The organism is Microbacterium sp. ARD31 (assembly GCF_031844425.1).
The window spans coordinates 351,402-367,129 of the sequence record NZ_JAUZVE010000001.1 but is presented as its reverse complement, the minus strand read 5'-3'; the positions used below and the strand labels follow the sequence as shown (position 1 = coordinate 367,129).

Annotated in this window: 18 protein-coding genes and 4 tRNA genes; 6 read left to right on the top strand and 16 right to left on the bottom strand. The window is 70.4% G+C overall.

The window, feature by feature from the left end; genetic code table 11:
- Positions 1–16 precede the first annotated feature (16 nt).
- From yajC to pdxS, 7 genes are all read right to left on the bottom strand, one after another.
- Complete coding sequence (gene yajC / locus Q9S36_RS01840; protein WP_311283723.1) at positions 17–466, bottom strand: preprotein translocase subunit YajC; 450 nt, start codon at positions 464–466, stop codon at positions 17–19.
- A 76-nt stretch (positions 467–542) separates the two neighbouring features.
- Positions 543–1,574, bottom strand: a complete 1,032-nt coding sequence (gene ruvB, locus Q9S36_RS01835; protein ID WP_253034626.1) for a Holliday junction branch migration DNA helicase RuvB — start codon at positions 1,572–1,574, stop codon at positions 543–545.
- A complete protein-coding gene (gene ruvA / locus Q9S36_RS01830; RefSeq protein ID WP_311283722.1) occupies positions 1,567–2,178 on the bottom strand; it encodes a Holliday junction branch migration protein RuvA in 612 nt (203 codons plus the stop codon). Before ruvA ends, ruvB begins: the two co-directional genes overlap by 8 nt.
- A 61-nt stretch (positions 2,179–2,239) precedes the next feature.
- The gene (gene ruvC / locus Q9S36_RS01825; protein WP_311283721.1) at positions 2,240–2,803 is read right to left on the bottom strand and encodes a crossover junction endodeoxyribonuclease RuvC; all 564 of its coding nucleotides are present in this window, start codon (positions 2,801–2,803) and stop codon (positions 2,240–2,242) included.
- Positions 2,804–2,856: 53 nt separating this feature from the next.
- Positions 2,857–3,621 (bottom strand): YebC/PmpR family DNA-binding transcriptional regulator, encoded by a 765-nt coding sequence (locus Q9S36_RS01820; RefSeq protein WP_217531651.1) that lies wholly within the window; start codon positions 3,619–3,621, stop codon positions 2,857–2,859.
- Positions 3,622–3,679: 58 nt separating this feature from the next.
- Positions 3,680–4,273, bottom strand: coding sequence for a pyridoxal 5'-phosphate synthase glutaminase subunit PdxT (gene pdxT / locus Q9S36_RS01815; RefSeq protein WP_253034623.1), 594 nt, complete (start codon positions 4,271–4,273; stop codon positions 3,680–3,682).
- Positions 4,267–5,157, bottom strand: coding sequence for a pyridoxal 5'-phosphate synthase lyase subunit PdxS (gene pdxS, locus Q9S36_RS01810; protein WP_311283719.1), 891 nt, complete (start codon positions 5,155–5,157; stop codon positions 4,267–4,269). Before pdxS ends, pdxT begins: the two co-directional genes overlap by 7 nt.
- Positions 5,158–5,196: 39 nt before the next feature.
- Here pdxS and Q9S36_RS01805 point away from each other — a divergent pair, with 39 nt between their 5' ends.
- Positions 5,197–6,549, top strand: a complete 1,353-nt coding sequence (locus tag Q9S36_RS01805) for an aminotransferase class I/II-fold pyridoxal phosphate-dependent enzyme (protein WP_311283718.1) — start codon at positions 5,197–5,199, stop codon at positions 6,547–6,549.
- Positions 6,546–7,397 carry a pyridoxal kinase PdxY gene (pdxY, locus tag Q9S36_RS01800; RefSeq protein WP_311283717.1) on the top strand — a complete coding sequence of 284 codons (852 nt, stop codon included), beginning with the start codon at positions 6,546–6,548 and terminating at the stop codon, positions 7,395–7,397. Before Q9S36_RS01805 ends, pdxY begins: the two co-directional genes overlap by 4 nt.
- 21 nt (positions 7,398–7,418) lie before the next feature.
- Here the strand turns inward: pdxY and Q9S36_RS01795 are convergent, their stop codons facing one another.
- Positions 7,419–7,967: an HIT domain-containing protein gene (locus Q9S36_RS01795; protein ID WP_311283716.1), complete on the bottom strand. Its 549-nt coding sequence runs from the start codon at positions 7,965–7,967 to the stop codon at positions 7,419–7,421.
- Positions 7,964–9,973, bottom strand: coding sequence for a threonine--tRNA ligase (thrS, locus tag Q9S36_RS01790; RefSeq protein ID WP_311283714.1), 2,010 nt, complete (start codon positions 9,971–9,973; stop codon positions 7,964–7,966). Before thrS ends, Q9S36_RS01795 begins: the two co-directional genes overlap by 4 nt.
- Before the next feature lie 155 nt (positions 9,974–10,128).
- Between thrS and Q9S36_RS01785 the strand changes: the two genes are divergently transcribed.
- Positions 10,129–11,295, top strand: coding sequence for an SLC13 family permease (locus Q9S36_RS01785; protein ID WP_311283713.1), 1,167 nt, complete (start codon positions 10,129–10,131; stop codon positions 11,293–11,295).
- 2 nt (positions 11,296–11,297) lie between these two features.
- Here the strand turns inward: Q9S36_RS01785 and Q9S36_RS01780 are convergent, their stop codons facing one another.
- Together Q9S36_RS01780 and Q9S36_RS01775 are read right to left on the bottom strand one after the other, a co-directional pair.
- Positions 11,298–11,954, bottom strand: a complete 657-nt coding sequence (locus Q9S36_RS01780) for a DNA alkylation repair protein (RefSeq protein ID WP_311283712.1) — start codon at positions 11,952–11,954, stop codon at positions 11,298–11,300.
- A 1-nt stretch (position 11,955) separates the two neighbouring features.
- Entirely contained in the window at positions 11,956–12,468 is a 513-nt protein-coding gene (locus Q9S36_RS01775) for a glycine cleavage system protein R (RefSeq protein ID WP_253034616.1), read from the bottom strand.
- A gap of 76 nt (positions 12,469–12,544) precedes the next feature.
- Here Q9S36_RS01775 and Q9S36_RS01770 point away from each other — a divergent pair, with 76 nt between their 5' ends.
- Entirely contained in the window at positions 12,545–13,588 is a 1,044-nt protein-coding gene (locus Q9S36_RS01770; protein WP_311283710.1) for an NAD(P)-dependent alcohol dehydrogenase, read from the top strand.
- 18 nt (positions 13,589–13,606) lie between these two features.
- Here the strand turns inward: Q9S36_RS01770 and Q9S36_RS01765 are convergent, their stop codons facing one another.
- Positions 13,607–13,957, bottom strand: a complete 351-nt coding sequence (locus Q9S36_RS01765) for a YnfA family protein (protein WP_064002111.1) — start codon at positions 13,955–13,957, stop codon at positions 13,607–13,609.
- 136 nt (positions 13,958–14,093) lie between these two features.
- Between Q9S36_RS01765 and Q9S36_RS01760 the strand changes: the two genes are divergently transcribed.
- Positions 14,094–14,408: a hypothetical protein gene (locus Q9S36_RS01760; protein ID WP_311283709.1), complete on the top strand. Its 315-nt coding sequence runs from the start codon at positions 14,094–14,096 to the stop codon at positions 14,406–14,408.
- Positions 14,409–14,498: 90 nt separating this feature from the next.
- Here Q9S36_RS01760 and Q9S36_RS01755 read toward each other — a convergent pair.
- The 3 genes from Q9S36_RS01755 to Q9S36_RS01745 form a co-directional block, all read right to left on the bottom strand.
- Positions 14,499–14,570: transfer RNA gene (locus Q9S36_RS01755), tRNA-Val, on the bottom strand.
- A gap of 24 nt (positions 14,571–14,594) precedes the next feature.
- Positions 14,595–14,668 (bottom strand) — tRNA-Cys (locus tag Q9S36_RS01750).
- Between the two features lie 55 nt (positions 14,669–14,723).
- Positions 14,724–14,795 (bottom strand) — tRNA-Gly (locus Q9S36_RS01745).
- A gap of 160 nt (positions 14,796–14,955) precedes the next feature.
- Here Q9S36_RS01745 and Q9S36_RS01740 point away from each other — a divergent pair.
- Positions 14,956–15,028: transfer RNA gene (locus Q9S36_RS01740), tRNA-Val, on the top strand.
- 260 nt (positions 15,029–15,288) lie between these two features.
- Here Q9S36_RS01740 and Q9S36_RS01735 read toward each other — a convergent pair.
- Entirely contained in the window at positions 15,289–15,534 is a 246-nt protein-coding gene (locus Q9S36_RS01735) for a hypothetical protein (protein ID WP_311283708.1), read from the bottom strand.
- Between the last annotated feature and the right edge of the window lie 194 nt (positions 15,535–15,728).

Below are 15,728 nucleotides of genomic sequence, written 5' to 3'. Positions count from 1 at the left end.
CGCCGGAGCGGGGAGGTCAGGCCTTGGGCTTGTCGTCCGCGTCGGGGGTGCCGTCGACCGGGCGCGGGTCGACGTCGGCCTCGTCGCGGGAGACGATCACGTCGTCACCGGGGACCTGCTCGGTCTCATCGACGACGGGCTCCTCCTCCTCGACGGCGCGCAGGATCGCCTGACTGTGGACCTCGACGACCATCCCCGGGGCGAGCTCGACGTGGGCAGGCTTCGAGAGGTCGGTCGGGTCGTACTCGACGATCGTCCCGTAGAGGCCGCCCTGGAGCAGCACCTTCACGCCGGGCACCATCTGCAGGGCCTTCTTCTCCTGCTCCTCCTTCATCCGCTTCGTGCGACGACGCGAGCTGATGAACATGAAGACGAGCAGACCCGCCAGCAGGATGAGCAGGCCGTAGTCCGTGAAGAAGTTGCCTCCGGTGGCCTGCGTGGTGTTCTGCTGGGAGAGAAGCAACATGAACGGGTGTCCGCCTTTCGGGTGGGCACGCCGCAGCGATGCGGCGAAGAGGGTGGGAGGCCGGAGCCTTCAGCGATTATAGGTCATCGAGGGTCAGCGCCCCGTCGTGGCGGGGGATGCCCAGGTGCGCGTACGCCTCGGGGGTCGCGACGCGCCCGCGGGGGGTGCGCCCCATGAAGCCGATGCGCACGAGGTAGGGCTCGACGACCGACTCGATGGTGTCGGCCTCCTCCCCCACCGTCACCGCGAGGGTGTTGAGCCCCACGGGGCCGCCGCGGAAGCGGCGTACGAGAGCGTCGAGCACCGCGCGGTCGAGCCGGTCGAGTCCCAGATCGTCGACGTCATACAGGTCGAGCGCGGCGGACACGTCCGCCGTCGTCGCCTGCGTCGAGGAGCCACCGTGGACCACGACGTAGTCCCGCACCCGGCGCAGCAGCCGATTCGCGATGCGGGGTGTGCCGCGCGACCGACGCGCGATCTCGGCGCGGGATGCCGCCGGCAGGTCGACGTCGAGCATCACCGCCGAACGGGCGATGACCTGCTCGAGCTCGATCGGCTCGTAGTACTCGAGGTGGGCGGTGAAGCCGAACCGGTCGCGCAGCGGGTTCGGCAGCATTCCCGACCGCGTCGTCGCGCCGACGAGGGTGAAGGGAGCGAGATCGAGCGGGATGCTGGTGGCCCCGGCCCCCTTGCCGACCATGATGTCGACCCGGAAGTCCTCCATCGCGAGGTACAGCATCTCCTCGGCCGAGCGCGCCATCCGGTGGATCTCGTCGATGAAGAGGACCTCGCCGGGCACCAGGCTCGACAGCAGGGCGGCGAGATCTCCGGCGTGCTGGATCGCGGGACCGCTCGACATCCGCAGAGGACGCTCGCTCTCGTGCGCGACGATCATCGCGAGGGTGGTCTTGCCGAGCCCCGGAGGGCCCGACAGCAGGATGTGGTCGGCCGGACGCTGCTGGATGCGGGCGGCATCCAACAGCAACTGCAGCTGCCCGCGCACCTTCATCTGACCGACGAACTCGGCGAGCGACCCCGGGCGCAGCGCGCCTTCGACGGCGAGTTCGCCCTCGTCCTCGGGAAGGCGCTGGTCGCGGGCCTCAGACACCGGTGCGCTCCGCACGTGCGGGACCGAGATGGGCGAGAGCGAGCTTGAGCAGCGCCGGCACGGTGGCTCCCGCGGGCGCCTCGGCCAGGACGTTCTCGGCGGTCTCCGTCGCGACGCGCTCGCTCCACCCCAGCGCGACGAGCGCCGCCGCCAGTTGCACGCCGAGACCCTGCGCGGCGGGGAGGCCGGGCGTCGTCCGGGCCGGCGCGGTGAGCTTGCCGGCGAGCTGCACGACGATCAGCTTGGCGGTCTTCGGGCCGATGCCCGAGACGCGGCGGAAGGGCGCATCGTCCTCATCGGCGACCGCGGTCGCGATCTGATCGACCGTGAGGGCCGAGAGCACCCCGAGCGCGGACTTCGGTCCGACACCCGAGACGCTGAGCAGATGGCCGAACACATCCAGTTCGGACCGGTCCTCGAAGCCGAACAGCAGCATGGCGTCCTCGCGGACGATCATCGAGGTGTGCACGAAGACCTCGTCGCCGAGGTGGAGCTGCCGCGCGTGCTGCGCCGTGACGGCGACCGCGTAACCGACCCCGTGCACGTCGATGACGACCGAGTCGGGTTCGAGGTGCAGCACACGGCCGCGCAGCGAGGAGATCATGATCCGAGCCTAAGCGAGCCTTCGGACCTATGTTCGAGCGACACACCTGGGACGGGCGGTCTCAGCGTCGCGTCGCCTTTTCGGCGGCGGCCCACGCACGCTGGGCGGGGGTGAGCTCCGCGGCGGCGCCTCCCGCGGCGGGACCGCGACGCCACGCGTGGCAAAGCGCGAGGGCCAGCGCGTCGGCGGCGTCGGCGGGCTGCGGCAGCGCGTCGAGGCGCAGCACCCGCGCGACCATCGTCTGCACCTGCAGCTTCTCGGCGTTGCCGTAGCCCGTGATGGCGGCCTTGACCTCGGACGGCGTGTGCGTCGCGGCGGGCAGCCCATGCTCGGCGGCGAGCAGCAGCGCGATGCCGCTGGCCTGCGCCGTCCCCATGACGGTGCTGCGGTTCTGCTGGGCGAAGACCCGCTCGACGGCCACGACGTCCGGCCCGTGATCGGTGATCACCGCGCGGATGCCGGCCGCGATGCTCGCGAGCCGCTGCTCGATCGGCGCATCGGTCGCCGAACGGACGACACCGACGTGCACGAGCGTGGCCGACCGATCGGCGCGCACGTCGACGACCCCCACGCCGCAGCGGGTGAGTCCCGGATCGATGCCGAGGACGCGAAGAGCGGATGCCACTCCCCCACGCTAGGCGGGAGGTGCGGCATCCGCTCGTCGGCGCGCCTGCGGAGTCAGTCCTCGTCGTCGGTTTCGAGCTCGGCCTGGACCTCGGGCGTCAGGTCGAAGTTGGCGTAGACGTTCTGCACGTCGTCGCTGTCCTCGAGGGCGTCGATGAGGCGGAAGATCTTGCGCGCGGTGTCGGCGTCGATCTCGACCTTGAGGTTCGGGACGAACTCGACGTCGGCCGAGTCGTACTCGATGCCGGCGTCGGTGAGCGCGGTGCGCACCGAGACGAGATCGGATGCCTCGGTGACGACCTCGAAGCCCTCGGCCCGCGGCTCGATCTCCTCGGCACCGGCTTCGAGAGCCGCCATCATGAGGTCGTCCTCGGTCGTCCCCTCACCGGAGACGACGATGACGCCCTTGCGCGTGAAGTTGTACGCGACCGATCCGGGATCGGCGAGGGTGCCGCCGTTCCGGGTGAGGGCCGTGCGGACCTCCGCGGCGGCACGGTTCTTGTTGTCGGTCAGACACTCGACCATGAGCGCCACGCCGTTGGGTCCGTAGGCCTCGTACATGATCGAGGTGTACTCGACCGACTCGCCGCCGATGCCGGCGCCGCGCTTGATGGCGCGGTCGATGTTGTCCTTCGGGACCGAGGTCTTCTTCGCCTTCAAGACGGCGTCGAAGAGGGTCGGGTTGCCCTGCAGGTCCGCACCACCCAGCTTGGCGGCGACCTCGATGTTCTTGATGAGCTTCGCCCACGACTTCGCACGACGCGCGTCGATGACGGCCTTCTTGTGCTTCGTGGTGGCCCACTTAGAATGTCCGCTCACGGGACTCCTCTCGGAAAAAGCGCGGGGTCCAGTCTACGACCGTGCCGACACGGGGCCGCTACGCGTCGCGCACGCTCGCAAGGAACAACTCGTGGAAACGGGTCTCGGCATCGAGCTCCGGGTGGAAGGAGAGACCGATGACCGCACCCTGGCGCACCCCCACGACCCTGCCGTCGGGGAGGGCGGCGATCGCCTCGGCCGCCGGTCCGACCTCTTCGACGACGGGGGCGCGAATGAAGGTCGCGCGCACCGGCGGCTCGCCGACCGCCGGCACCGCCAGCTCGGTCTCGAAGGACTCGACCTGGCCGCCGAACGCGTTCCGGCGCACCGTCACGTCCAGGCCGCCGAACGTCTGCTGCCCGGCGATCCCGTCCGCGAGGCGATCGGCGAGGAGGATGAGGCCGGCACAGGTGCCGTACACCGGCATCCCCTCCGCGATGGCGGAACGGATGGGCTCCTGCATCCCGAACGCGCGGGAGAGCTTGTCGATGACACTCGACTCGCCCCCGGGGAGCACGAGCCCCCGCACCTGCGCGAGCTCCTCCGGCCGCCGGACCGGGACGACGTCGGCGCCGAGCTCGGCGAGCACGCGCGTGTGTTCGCGGACGTCGCCCTGGAGGGCGAGGACACCGACGCGGGGAGCGGTCACCATCCCCGCTCGGCGAGCCGGTGCGGTGCGGCGAGGTCGGAGACGTTGATGCCGACCATCGCCTCACCGAGCCCCCGTGAGACGTCGGCGATCACCTTCGCGTCGTCGTGGAACGTCGTCGCCTTGACGATCGCCGCGGCACGTTCGGCGGGGTTGCCGCTCTTGAAGATGCCCGAGCCCACGAAGACGCCGTCGGCTCCGAGCTGCATCATCATGGCCGCGTCCGCGGGTGTCGCGACACCGCCGGCGACGAAGAGGACGACGGGCAGGGTGCCGGTCTCGGCGACCTCGGCGACGAGCTCGTAGGGCGCCTGCAGTTCCTTGGCCGCGACGTAGAGCTCGTCCTTGGGCAGCGCGGCGAGGGCGGCGATCTCCCCGCGGATCTTGCGGATGTGCTTCATCGCCTCGGACACGTCGCCGGTGCCGGCCTCGCCCTTCGAGCGGATCATGGCCGCACCTTCGGTGATGCGTCGCAGGGCTTCGCCGAGGTTCGTCGCCCCGCAGACGAACGGCACCGTGAAGTCCCACTTGTCGATGTGGTTCACGTAGTCGGCGGGTGAGAGCACCTCGGACTCGTCGATGTAGTCGACGCCGAGCTCCTGCAGCACCTGCGCCTCGACGAAGTGCCCGATGCGCGCCTTGGCCATCACCGGGATGGAGACCGACGCGATGATGTCGTCGATGAGGTCGGGGTCGCTCATGCGGGCGACGCCGCCCTGGGCGCGGATGTCGGCGGGCACGCGTTCGAGCGCCATGACGGCGACGGCGCCGGCGTCCTCGGCGATCTTGGCTTGGTCGGCGGTGACGACGTCCATGATGACGCCGCCCTTGAGCATTTCGGCGAGGCCGCGCTTCACCCGCGCGGTTCCAGTCGTGGTCGTTGGCATAGGCCAAAACCTAGCACGACACGGACATAGACTCGTCCCATGGCAGACGATGTCCTGGCGATCGGCGGCGAGACCGCCGCTGAGATCGCGGACAGCATCCGTGCCCTCATCGATCGAGGCGACCTCACTCCCGGCGCCGCGCTCCCCTCCGTCCGCGCGCTCGCCGACCTCGTCGGGGTGAACCGCAACACGGTCGTCGCCGCGTACCGCCTCCTCGCCGCCGCCGGCGCGGTCGCGACCGCCGGCCGCGCCGGTACCCGCGTCGCGCCGCGGTCGGACCCGGCGCAGGAGGGTTTCGCCGCCGACACCGTGCTGCGCGACATCGGGACGGGGAACCCGGACCCCGCGCTCATCCCGGATCCCTCGCATGCGCTGTCGAGCCTCGCGGGTCGGCCCGTCCTCTACGGCGAACCGACGATCGACCCCGACCTCGAGGCGTGGGCGTCTCAGTGGATCGCGAAGGATCTGCCCGAACGCGCCGAGCTGCGCCTCACCATCACGGGCGGCGCGGTCGACGCGCTCGAGCGCCTCTTCGCCGACGCCCTCACCCGCGACGACGCCGTCGGGCTCGAGGATCCCTGCTTCCTCTCCGCCCTCCGCACGGTAAGGATCGGCGGTTACCGGCCGGTCCCGATCCCCGTCGACGATCAGGGAATGACGGTCGCCGGGCTGCGCGCCGCGCTCGACGCCGGCGTGCGCGCCATCGTGTGCACTCCGCGCGCGCAGAACCCCACCGGTGTGAGTCTGACCGCCGAGCGGGCGGCGCAGCTGCGCGCCGTGCTGGAGCAGCATCCGTACGTCCTCGTCATCGAGGACGACCACTTCTCGATGCTCTCGCGCGAGCCGTACCACTCGATCATCGGACCCGGGCACCGACGGTGGGCCCTCATCCGCTCGGTGTCGAAGTTCCTCGGGCCCGACATGTGCCTCGCGGTCACCGCGAGCGACCCCGAGACCGCCGAGCGCCTGGCGCGCCGACTGAGCCCCGGGTCCACGTGGGTGAGCCACCTACTGCAGCGTCTCGTGCTCGCGCTCGTCTCCGACGACGCCGTCCTGGCCGGGGTGGAGCGCGCCGCACGCCATTACCGCGCACGTAACGACCGCTTCGCCGCGGAACTGACGCGACTCGGCCTGCCCACCGCGGCGGGCGACGGGCTGAGCGTGTGGGTGCGTGTCCCCGCTCCCGCCCGCGCCGTCGCCGAGCAGCTCATGCGTCGTGGGTGGCTCGCCCGTCCCGGCGACGAGTTCGTCCTCGCCGATCCCGCGGCGACCCACCGCCTGCGCCTGACCGTCCACGATTTGTCCGACACCGACCTCGCGCGCCTGGCCGCCGACGTCGCCGCCTCGGCGCGAGCCATCGCGCCCTCACCGGAAGCGAGTACCGCCCCGTGAAGATCCTCTCCATCCAGTCCGCCGTCGCGTACGGTCACGTCGGAAACTCTGCCGCAGTGTTCCCGCTGCAGCGCATCGGCGTCGAGGTGTACCCGGTGTACACCGTGAACTTCTCGAACCACACCGGGTACGGCGCGTGGCGGGGCCCGCTCATCAGCCCGCAGGACGTCGCCGACGTCATCACCGGCATCGAGGAGCGCGGCGCGTTCGGCGAGATCGACGCCGTCCTCTCGGGGTACCAGGGCGGCGAGGGCATCGGCGACGTCATCCTCGACGCGGTCGCCCGGGTGAAGGCCGCCAACCCGAACGCGATCTACGCGTGCGACCCCGTCATGGGCAACGCGAAGAGCGGATGCTTCGTGGCCCCGGCCATCCCGGTCCTGCTGCGCGAGCGGGTCGTCCCGGCCGCCGACCTCATCACGCCGAACCAGTTCGAACTGGGGTTCCTCACCGGGACCGAGCCGTCGGACCTCGAGTCGACGCTCGCGTCGGTCGACGCCGCCCGGGCGATGGGCCCGTCGACGGTCCTCGTCACGAGCGTCGAGCGTCCCGACCGCCCCGAGGGGACGATCGAGATGCTCGCGGTCACGGACGACGGCGCGTGGATCGTCCGCACCCCCCACATCCCCATGAAGGCCAACGGCTCGGGTGACGTCACGGCGGCCCTGTTCACGGCGCACTTCCGCCGCACCGGCGACGCGGCGGACGCCCTCGCGCGGACGACCTCGAGCGTCTTCGACCTGCTGCAGCAGACGTACGACGCGGGTTCGCGCGAGCTCCGACTGATCGAGGCGCAGGAGGCCTACGCCCACCCGCGCATGCAGTTCGAGGTCACGCAGGTCCGCTGACGTGGCGGGGCGGCCGGCTCGTCAGATGACGGGCCAGCCGTCGGCCACGGCCTGCCGAACCTCGCCGAGCAACTGCGGCAGGGCCTTCGTCTTGGCGATGATCGGGAAGAAGTTCGCGTCCGTCGCCCAGCGCGGCACGACGTGCTGATGCAGGTGCTCCGCGACGCCCGCACCGGCGACCGTGCCCTGGTTCATGCCGAGGTTGAACCCGTCGCACTTCGCGACCGTGCGCAGGACCCTCATCGCGACCTGGGTCAGCGCGCCGATCTCGGCGACCTCCTCCGGGGTCGCGTCGTCGTACGTCGCGAAGTGACGGTACGGGCAGACCAGCAGGTGTCCCGAGTTGTACGGGAAGAGGTTCAGCAGGACGTAGGCGGTCTCACCGCGCGCGACGATGAGACCCTCCTCGTCGGTCTTGCCCGGGGCGGCGCAGAACGGGCAGTCGTGCTTCAAGGGCTCCGGACCCGCCTGGATGTAGGCCATCCGATGCGGCGTCCACAGTCGCTGGAACTCGTCGGGCACGCCCGCCAGCTCGGCGGCAACCTCCACGCGGCGGTCGTCGTCCGTCATGCCAGGTCCTCCGCGGTGTTCACGAGCGTGCGGTCCGCGATCGCCGCGACGATCTTGTCGATCGCCTCGTCGACGGGGATGCCGTTGGTCTGCGAGCCGTCACGGAACCGGAACGACACCGTGCCCCCCGAACGGTCCTGCTCCCCCGCGATGAGCTGAAGGGGGACCTTCTGGGTCGTGTGGGTGCGGATCTTCTTGGGCATGCGGTCGTCGGAGTGATCGACCTCGGCGCGGACGCCCTCGGTGCGCAGGCGCGCCACGATCTCGTCGAGGTACGGCCCGTACTCCTCGGCGACGGGGATGCCGACGACCTGGACCGGAGCGAGCCACACCGGGAAGGCCCCCGCGTAGTGCTCGAGCAGGATCGCGAAGAAGCGCTCGATCGAGCCGAACAGCGCACGGTGGATCATGACGGGGCGGTGCTTCTCACCGTCGGGACCGGTGTACTCGAGCTCGAACCGCTCGGGCTGGTTGAAGTCGAGCTGGATCGTCGACATCTGCCAGGTGCGACCGATCGCGTCACGTGCCTGGACCGAGATCTTCGGGCCGTAGAACGCGGCCCCGCCCGGGTCGGGCACGAGCTCGAGACCGGAACCCTCGGCGACCTCACGGAGGGTCTGCGTCGCCTCGTCCCACAGGCTGTCGTCGCCGATGAACTTGGGGTTGCCCTCCTCCTTCGTCGACAGCTCGAGGTAGAAGTCGTTCAGCCCGTAGTCGCGCAGGGTCTTCAGCACGAACTCGAGACTGTGCTCGAGCTCGCCCTTGACCTGGTCGGCGGTCACATAGATGTGGGTGTCGTCCTGCGTCATCCCCCGCACACGGGTGAGGCCGGCGAGCGTGCCGCTCTTCTCGTAGCGGTAGACCGAGCCGAATTCGCTGAGCCGCAGCGGCAGTTCGCGGTAGCTGCGTCCGCGCGAGCGGAAGATCAGGTTGTGGAACGGGCAGTTCATGGGCTTGAGGTAGTACTCCTGGCCCTCGCGTGAGACGTGACCGTCGGCATCCACCACCTCGTCGAGCACCATCGGGGGGTACATGCCGTCGGCGTACCACTGCAGGTGACCGCTCGTCATGAACAGGTCGCCCTTGGTGATGTGGGGCGTGTTCACGACCTGGTACCCGTTGGCGAGGAGGCTCTCGCGCATGTAGCGCTCGATCTCGTACCGGATGATTCCGCCCTTGGGGTGGAACACCGACAGGCCGGGCCCGATCTCTTCGGGGAAGGAGAAGAGGTCGAGGTCCTTGCCGAGCTTGCGGTGGTCGCGCTTGGCGGCCTCCTCGAGTCGGTGCTGGTAGGCGCGCAACTCGTCCTTCGTGGGCCACGCGGTGCCGTAGATGCGCTGCAGCTGCGGGTTCTTCTCGCTGCCGCGCCAGTAGGCCCCGGCGACGCGAGTGAGGTCCCAGCCGTTGCCGGCGATGCGGGTGCTCGGGACGTGGGGCCCTCGGCAGAGGTCCTTCCACGCGGTCTCACCGTCGCGGGTGACGTTGTCGTAGATGGTGAGTTCGCCGGCGCCCACCTCGACGGACGCGCCCTCGGCCGCCTCCTGCGACCCGCCCTTCAGCCCGATCAGCTCGAGCTTGAACGGCTCATGGGCGAGCTCGGCGCGGGCCTCGTCATCGGTCACCACGCGGCGGACGAAACGCTGTCCTTCACGGACGATGCGCTCCATCTCCTTCTTGATGGCCTTGAGGTCCTCGGGGGTGAAGGGCTCCTCGACGCCGAAGTCGTAGTAGAAGCCGTCGGTGATCGGCGGGCCGATCCCGAGGTTCGCCTGCGGGCGGACGCGCTGCACCGCCTGCGCGAGGATGTGGGCCGTCGAGTGGCGCAGGATGCTCAGCCCGTCGGGGCTCGACACGGTGACCGGCTCGACGCCGTCGAGAGAGTCGACGACCGTCGCGAGGTCCTTCAGCTCGCCGCGGATGCGGAGCGCGACGATGGAGCGGTCGGGGAACAGGGCGAAACCGTCGGCGGGAAGGGCGACATCCGCCGGGGCGATCGGATCAGACAAGGGGAGATCTCCAGAAGGTGGCTCGGATCACGGTGACTCAGCTTCGAGCGCTGTACGCGCTCCGCCCGCTCAGGCCCGCGGCGTTCGCGTGCCGGCGAGGTGGGACACCCGGCTGTTCTGCATCATGCGAGTCTACTGGGCCGCCGGGAGGGGCGATGATGGATGCCGTGAAGCTCGCTCTCGCGGGGGTCGTCCTGCTCGCGGGCGCGATCGTCGCCGTCGCCACCGGCATCCTGCCTCTCTCCGAGCTGGGCGTGGTCGCCGAGCGCGTGCTCCCGATCCTCGCGTTCGTCGTGGCGGTCACCGTCGTCGCGGAGCTCGCGGCGAAGGCCGGGGTCTTCGACGTCACGGCGTCGTGGCTGGCGCGGATGTCCCGGGGACGCACCGCTCTGCTCTGGGCACTCGTCGTGGCCCTCGCGATCGTGACCACCGCGTTCCTGTCGCTCGACACCACCGCCGTCCTCCTCACCCCCGTCGTGATCACCGTCGCACGCGCGAACGGGCTGCCGCCGCTGCCGTTCGCCCTCGCGACGGTGTGGCTGGCGAACACGGCGTCGCTCCTGCTGCCGGTGTCGAACCTCACGAACCTCCTCGCCCTGGCCCGGATGCCGGGGGCCGCCGACCCGGCCTCGTTCGTGCTCCTGCTCGGACCGTCCGCCGCCCTCGCCGTCCTGGTGACCGTCGCCCTCCTGTGGGTCATCCACCGGCGCTCGCTGGTCGGCTCGTTCACGGTGGCCCCGCCGCCGCGGGTGAGCGACCGGGTGCAGCTCGTCGCGGCATCCGTCATCGTCCTCACCCTGCTGCCGTTGCTCGTGAGCGGGATCGAGCCGTGGATCCCCGCGACGGTGGCGGCGCTCGCCCTGATCGGTCTGTTCGCGTGGCGCTCGCCGAAGGCTCTGGGGCTGCGGCTCGTGCCGTGGTCGCTGCTCGTGTTCGCTGCCGGGCTCTTCTCGGCCGTCGCCGCCCTCGAGGCGTGGGGCTCGGGACAGCTGGCGACGGCGGTGGCCGGATCGGGGTCGGCGCCGGTCGACCTGCTGCGGATGTCGGGAACGGCGCTCGTGACCGCGAATGCGCTCGACAACCTTCCCGCGTATCTGCTGCTCGAATCGACGGCGGACACGCCGGAGCGCCTGGCCGCCGTGCTGATCGGCGTGAACGCCGGTCCGCTCATCACGCCGTGGGCGTCGCTGGCCACCCTGCTCTGGCACCAGCGGCTCGTGGCGGCGGGAGTGCACCTGCCGTGGCGTCGCTTCATCCTGTGGGGTCTCGTGGCGGCTCCCCTCGTCGTCGCCGCGGCCACCGTCCCGCTGCTCCTGCGCTGACCTCAGAGGTGCTTCAGCGCCTCGCGACGGCTGAGCGGACTCAGCGCGTGGGCGGCAACGTAGGCGGACACCCATTCCGGGTAGGCCCGGGCGGCGTCGCGCAACGCCCAGCCGATGGCCTTGCGGATGAAGAACTCGCCGTCGCGGAGGTTCGGCTCGAGCGCGTCGGTCAGCAGGCGCAGGTCCGTCCGCTCGCGGCGACCGAGCTGGCTGAGGATCGCGAGGCGTCGCAGCCACAGCTCCTCGCTCACACACCACCCGCGCACGAGGGCGTCTCCGTCGCGGGGATGCTCGTCGAGGAGTTCGCGGATGCGGCCGCTCAGTTCGTCCGTGACGTCCCACCATCTGCCGGTGCGCACCATGTGCTCGACGAGCGGCACGATCCGCAGGTCCGCGCGGGCGGGCGGCACGGCCAGGAGCATCATGGCCGCGTACCGCTCCTCGCGATGGGATGCCGCATCCCACAGCTCCCGCGCGTCGTCGAGGATGCGCAGGGGGTCGGTCTCCCCCGCGGCCGCCGCCCGCGCGATCCGTCGCGTCTCCGGCACCCGCACGCCGAGGAACGGGAGGTCGGACTTCATGTACGCCTGCTGGCCGGCCGCGCGGGACGGGTCTGCTGCGGCCCGCAGGCGGGAGCGGATCACGTCGACGCGGTGCACGTCAAGCGACGGTGAGGTCCACCTGGATCTCGCCCGCGAGCTCCTCCAGCGCGGCCGTCACCGGCGCGGCATCCGCTCCGGCCGGCACGCGGAACGCGACCGTCGCCTCGAAGAGCGTCCCGCCCGCCATCGGCGCGTCGAGCGTCCGACTGCGGAAGGTGTCGATGCTCAGCGCGTGGGCGGCGATCGCCGCGGTCACGTCGCGCACGATCCCGGGGCGGTCGTTGCCGAGGACGGTGACCTCCATCGCGCGCTCGACGGGTTCGGTCACCGAGGCCACGTGTCCGCCGTGGACGGTGACGCGCAGCATCCCGTCGAGTCCTTCGAGCGCCGTGACGAGGTCGGCCTCACGGTCGTCGTCGATCGAGACGAGCACGATGCCGGCGAAGGCGCCGGCCAGCTCGGCGAGCTCGCTGCGCTCCCAGTTGCCTCCCGCGGCCGAGACCTGCTCGGCGAGGGCGTTGACAAGTCCCGGGCGGTCGTCGCCGACCACAGTGAGCACGAGGTGGGCCATGGCGGGATCCTATCGGTCGGGATGCCGCGGCGCAGGGGCATGCGCCGCGAGACGCATGCGGCGTAGCGTGCCGCGCATGAAGGCACTCCAGTACACGCGCATTGGTTCACACCCCGAGGTCGTCGAGATCGAGAAGCCGACTCCAGGTCCCGGGCAGGTGCTGCTCAAGGTCACCGCGGCAGGCGTCTGCCACTCGGACGAGTTCGTCATGGGGCTCAGCGAGGAGGAGTACACCGCCGCGGGATACACCCTGCCGTTGACCCTCGGGCACGAGGGGGCGGGCATCGTCGAAGAGCTCGGCGAGGGCGTCGAGCACCTGCAGGTCGGCGACGCCGTCGCGGTGTACGGACCGTGGGGATGCGGGCGCTGCCGCAACTGCGCGCAGGGCAAAGAGAACTACTGCACGAACGCGCAGTCCGAAGGGATCATGCCTCCCGGCCTCGGCGCACCCGGATCGATGGCGGAGTACATGATCGTCGACAGCGCCCGTCACCTCGTTCCGCTCGGCGATCTGGACCCCGTGAAGAACGTCTCCCTGACGGATGCCGGGCTCACCCCGTATCACGCGATCAAGACCTCGCTGCCGAAGCTCGGCGCCGGCACGACCGCCGTCGTGATCGGGACGGGCGGTCTCGGGCACGTCGCGATCCAGATACTGCGTGCCGTATCGGCGACGACGGTCATCGCGTTGGACGTGAATGACGAGAAGCTGGCGCTCGCGCGGGAGGTCGGCGCGCATCACGCCGTGCTGAGCGATGAGAAGGCTGTCGACGCCATCCGCGACCTCACCGGCGGCCTGGGTGCGAATGCGGTGTTCGACTTCGTCGGTGCGCAACCGACCATCGCCACCGCGGTCGGCGCAGCGGCCGTCGACGCCGACGTGACCATCGTCGGGATCGGTGGGGGCACGGCTCACGTGGGCTTCGGATCCATCGCCTACGACGCCGCCGTCCGCATCCCATACTGGGGATCGCGCAGTGAGTTGATCGAGGTACTCGACCTCGCACGATCGGGTCAGGTGTCGGTCGAGGTGCAGCGGTACTCCCTCGACGACGGCCCGAAGGCCTATGAGGCGCTCGCGGCCGGGAAGGTGCGGGGGCGCGCGGTCATCGTCCCCTGATCGGCCGCGGGGTCGCGATCATCCGTCGACGGCGTCGGTCACCACTGGCGCGAAGATGATGATCGCGGCCCCGACCAGGGCGACACCGGAGCCCACGTAATCCCACACGGTGGGGCGGAACCCGTCGACGACGATCCCCCAGGCCAAGGATCCGGCGACGAACACTCCCCCGTACGCGGCGAGCACCCGTCCGAAATGAGCGTCGGGCTGCAGGGCGGCGACGAAGCCGTAGGCGCCGAGGGCGACGATCCCGAGCAGCGCGAACCACCATCCGCGGTTCTCCCGCACGGCCTGCCAGATCAGCCAGGCGCCGCCGATCTCGGCGACGGCGGCGAGGACGAACAGGACGATGATCCGGGCGGTGGTCATGTCCGCATTTTCTCAGCGACCTGTGACGACCGTGTGACACGTCCGGCCGGTGCGCGGGAATGGCCCGCGCGGGTGAGAGGATGACCGTGGAGACCGCAGCTCCGCCCTTCTGTACGCCTCGACCAGGGTCGGTTCCATGGGACTCCTCGCCTACAACAGCACCACACGCTTCGACATCGACGATCGCACTCTCGCGCACCTCGAAGCCGTCATCTACGCCAAGCTCCGCCGCGGCGAAGCCTTCCTCTTCACGTGGTCGCGCGCCGCGGGTGAAGGCACCGGCCGCACGACCGTGTGGATGAACCGGGCGTCGAGCCTCGCCTTCCGCCGGCGGGGCGACACCCGCATCCCGCTCAACCACGAGTGGGTCGAGCGCCTTATGGCTGCCGCGAACTCCCCCGCCGGACTCCACGAGCTGCCCGAGACGGAGCAGGTCGCAGCCGTCGGCTGACCCCTCGCTGCGCGGGCCCGGGGCGCCTCGGGCCCGCGCAGCGCCGCCCGCGCACAACAAAAAACCCCCGGAGAACCGGGGGTTTGTCTGTGCGCGATACTGGGATCGAACCAGTGACCTCTTCCGTGTCAGGGAAGCGCGCTACCGCTGCGCCAATCGCGCCCGTGAAGGCTGTTGAGTTGTGAGTGGAGGTGGCGACGGGATTCGAACCCGTGTGGACGGCTTTGCAGGCCGCTGCCTAGCCACTCGGCCACGCCACCGTGTGTGGTTTGACCCACGTGACGCGATCTCCCCGGAGGAAGATCCCCACACTCGAGCGGATGACGAGATTCGAACTCGCGACCCTCACCTTGGCAAGGTGATGCGCTACCACTGCGCTACATCCGCATTTCGTTCCGGATCTCTCCGGCACTCGTTAAACAGTAGACGATTCCGGGCCCAGTGCAAAACCGAGCACGCCCCGCGCGTGTCATCCCCCGCACCCCCGCGCCGGTTCGGTCCGAGCCTTCCGATCCGGTATGCTCGGACACCGGCCCGAGTGTCATTCGGGCGATTGGCGCAGTTGGTAGCGCGCTTCCTTCACACGGAAGAGGTCGTCGGTTCGAGTCCGGCATCGCCCACCGAACAAGCCCCGGCAGGTCTCAGACCACCGGGGCTTCGCCCTTGTCCGGATCAGTGTGGACCGACGACCCGGGCCCGTCGAGCAGCTGAGGCGATCCCCGAGATCCAGGGGTCCCCATGCCCCGTCAGCACCACGCCCGCCTCGGTCGCCTCGAGCGCGTCGAGGGAGCGCAGCGCGGTCGCTGCATCCTTCGTCGCCGCATTCGCGACGATCTGCGGACCGCGCTTGCCGGTGTACGGATCGAGCGTGACGAGCGCGTCACCCGACAGCAGGACGCCGCGCGTCGCGAAGTGACGTGCGCGTGCACGAGGAGGACGGCATCGATGTCCTGACGACGCAGGCCCAGGTCGCCGAGAGGGCGTCGAGGACCTTTCCCGTGGCGGACAGTCCGGCGTCGACGAGCGTCACACCTTCGGGATCCCGGATCACGTAGCAGTTCGTGACCGCCACGGTCATGCGGAAGAAGCCGGGACGGTCCTCCACCCAGGCCGTCGACGCCTTCATCCCTCCGGCCCCCGACCTGCGTCGATCTCGCCGCGGTAGCGGTGTCCACTTCCTGGAGCAGCTGCTCATCGCAGAATCGCTACCGCTTCGGGGTCCGCGACCAACGGCTCGCAGTCGGGCCCCGACCGGTGAGCTCACCCCCAGACCCGTGGACGCACGGAAGGGGCGCCGCGGATTCGTCCGCGGCGCCCCTT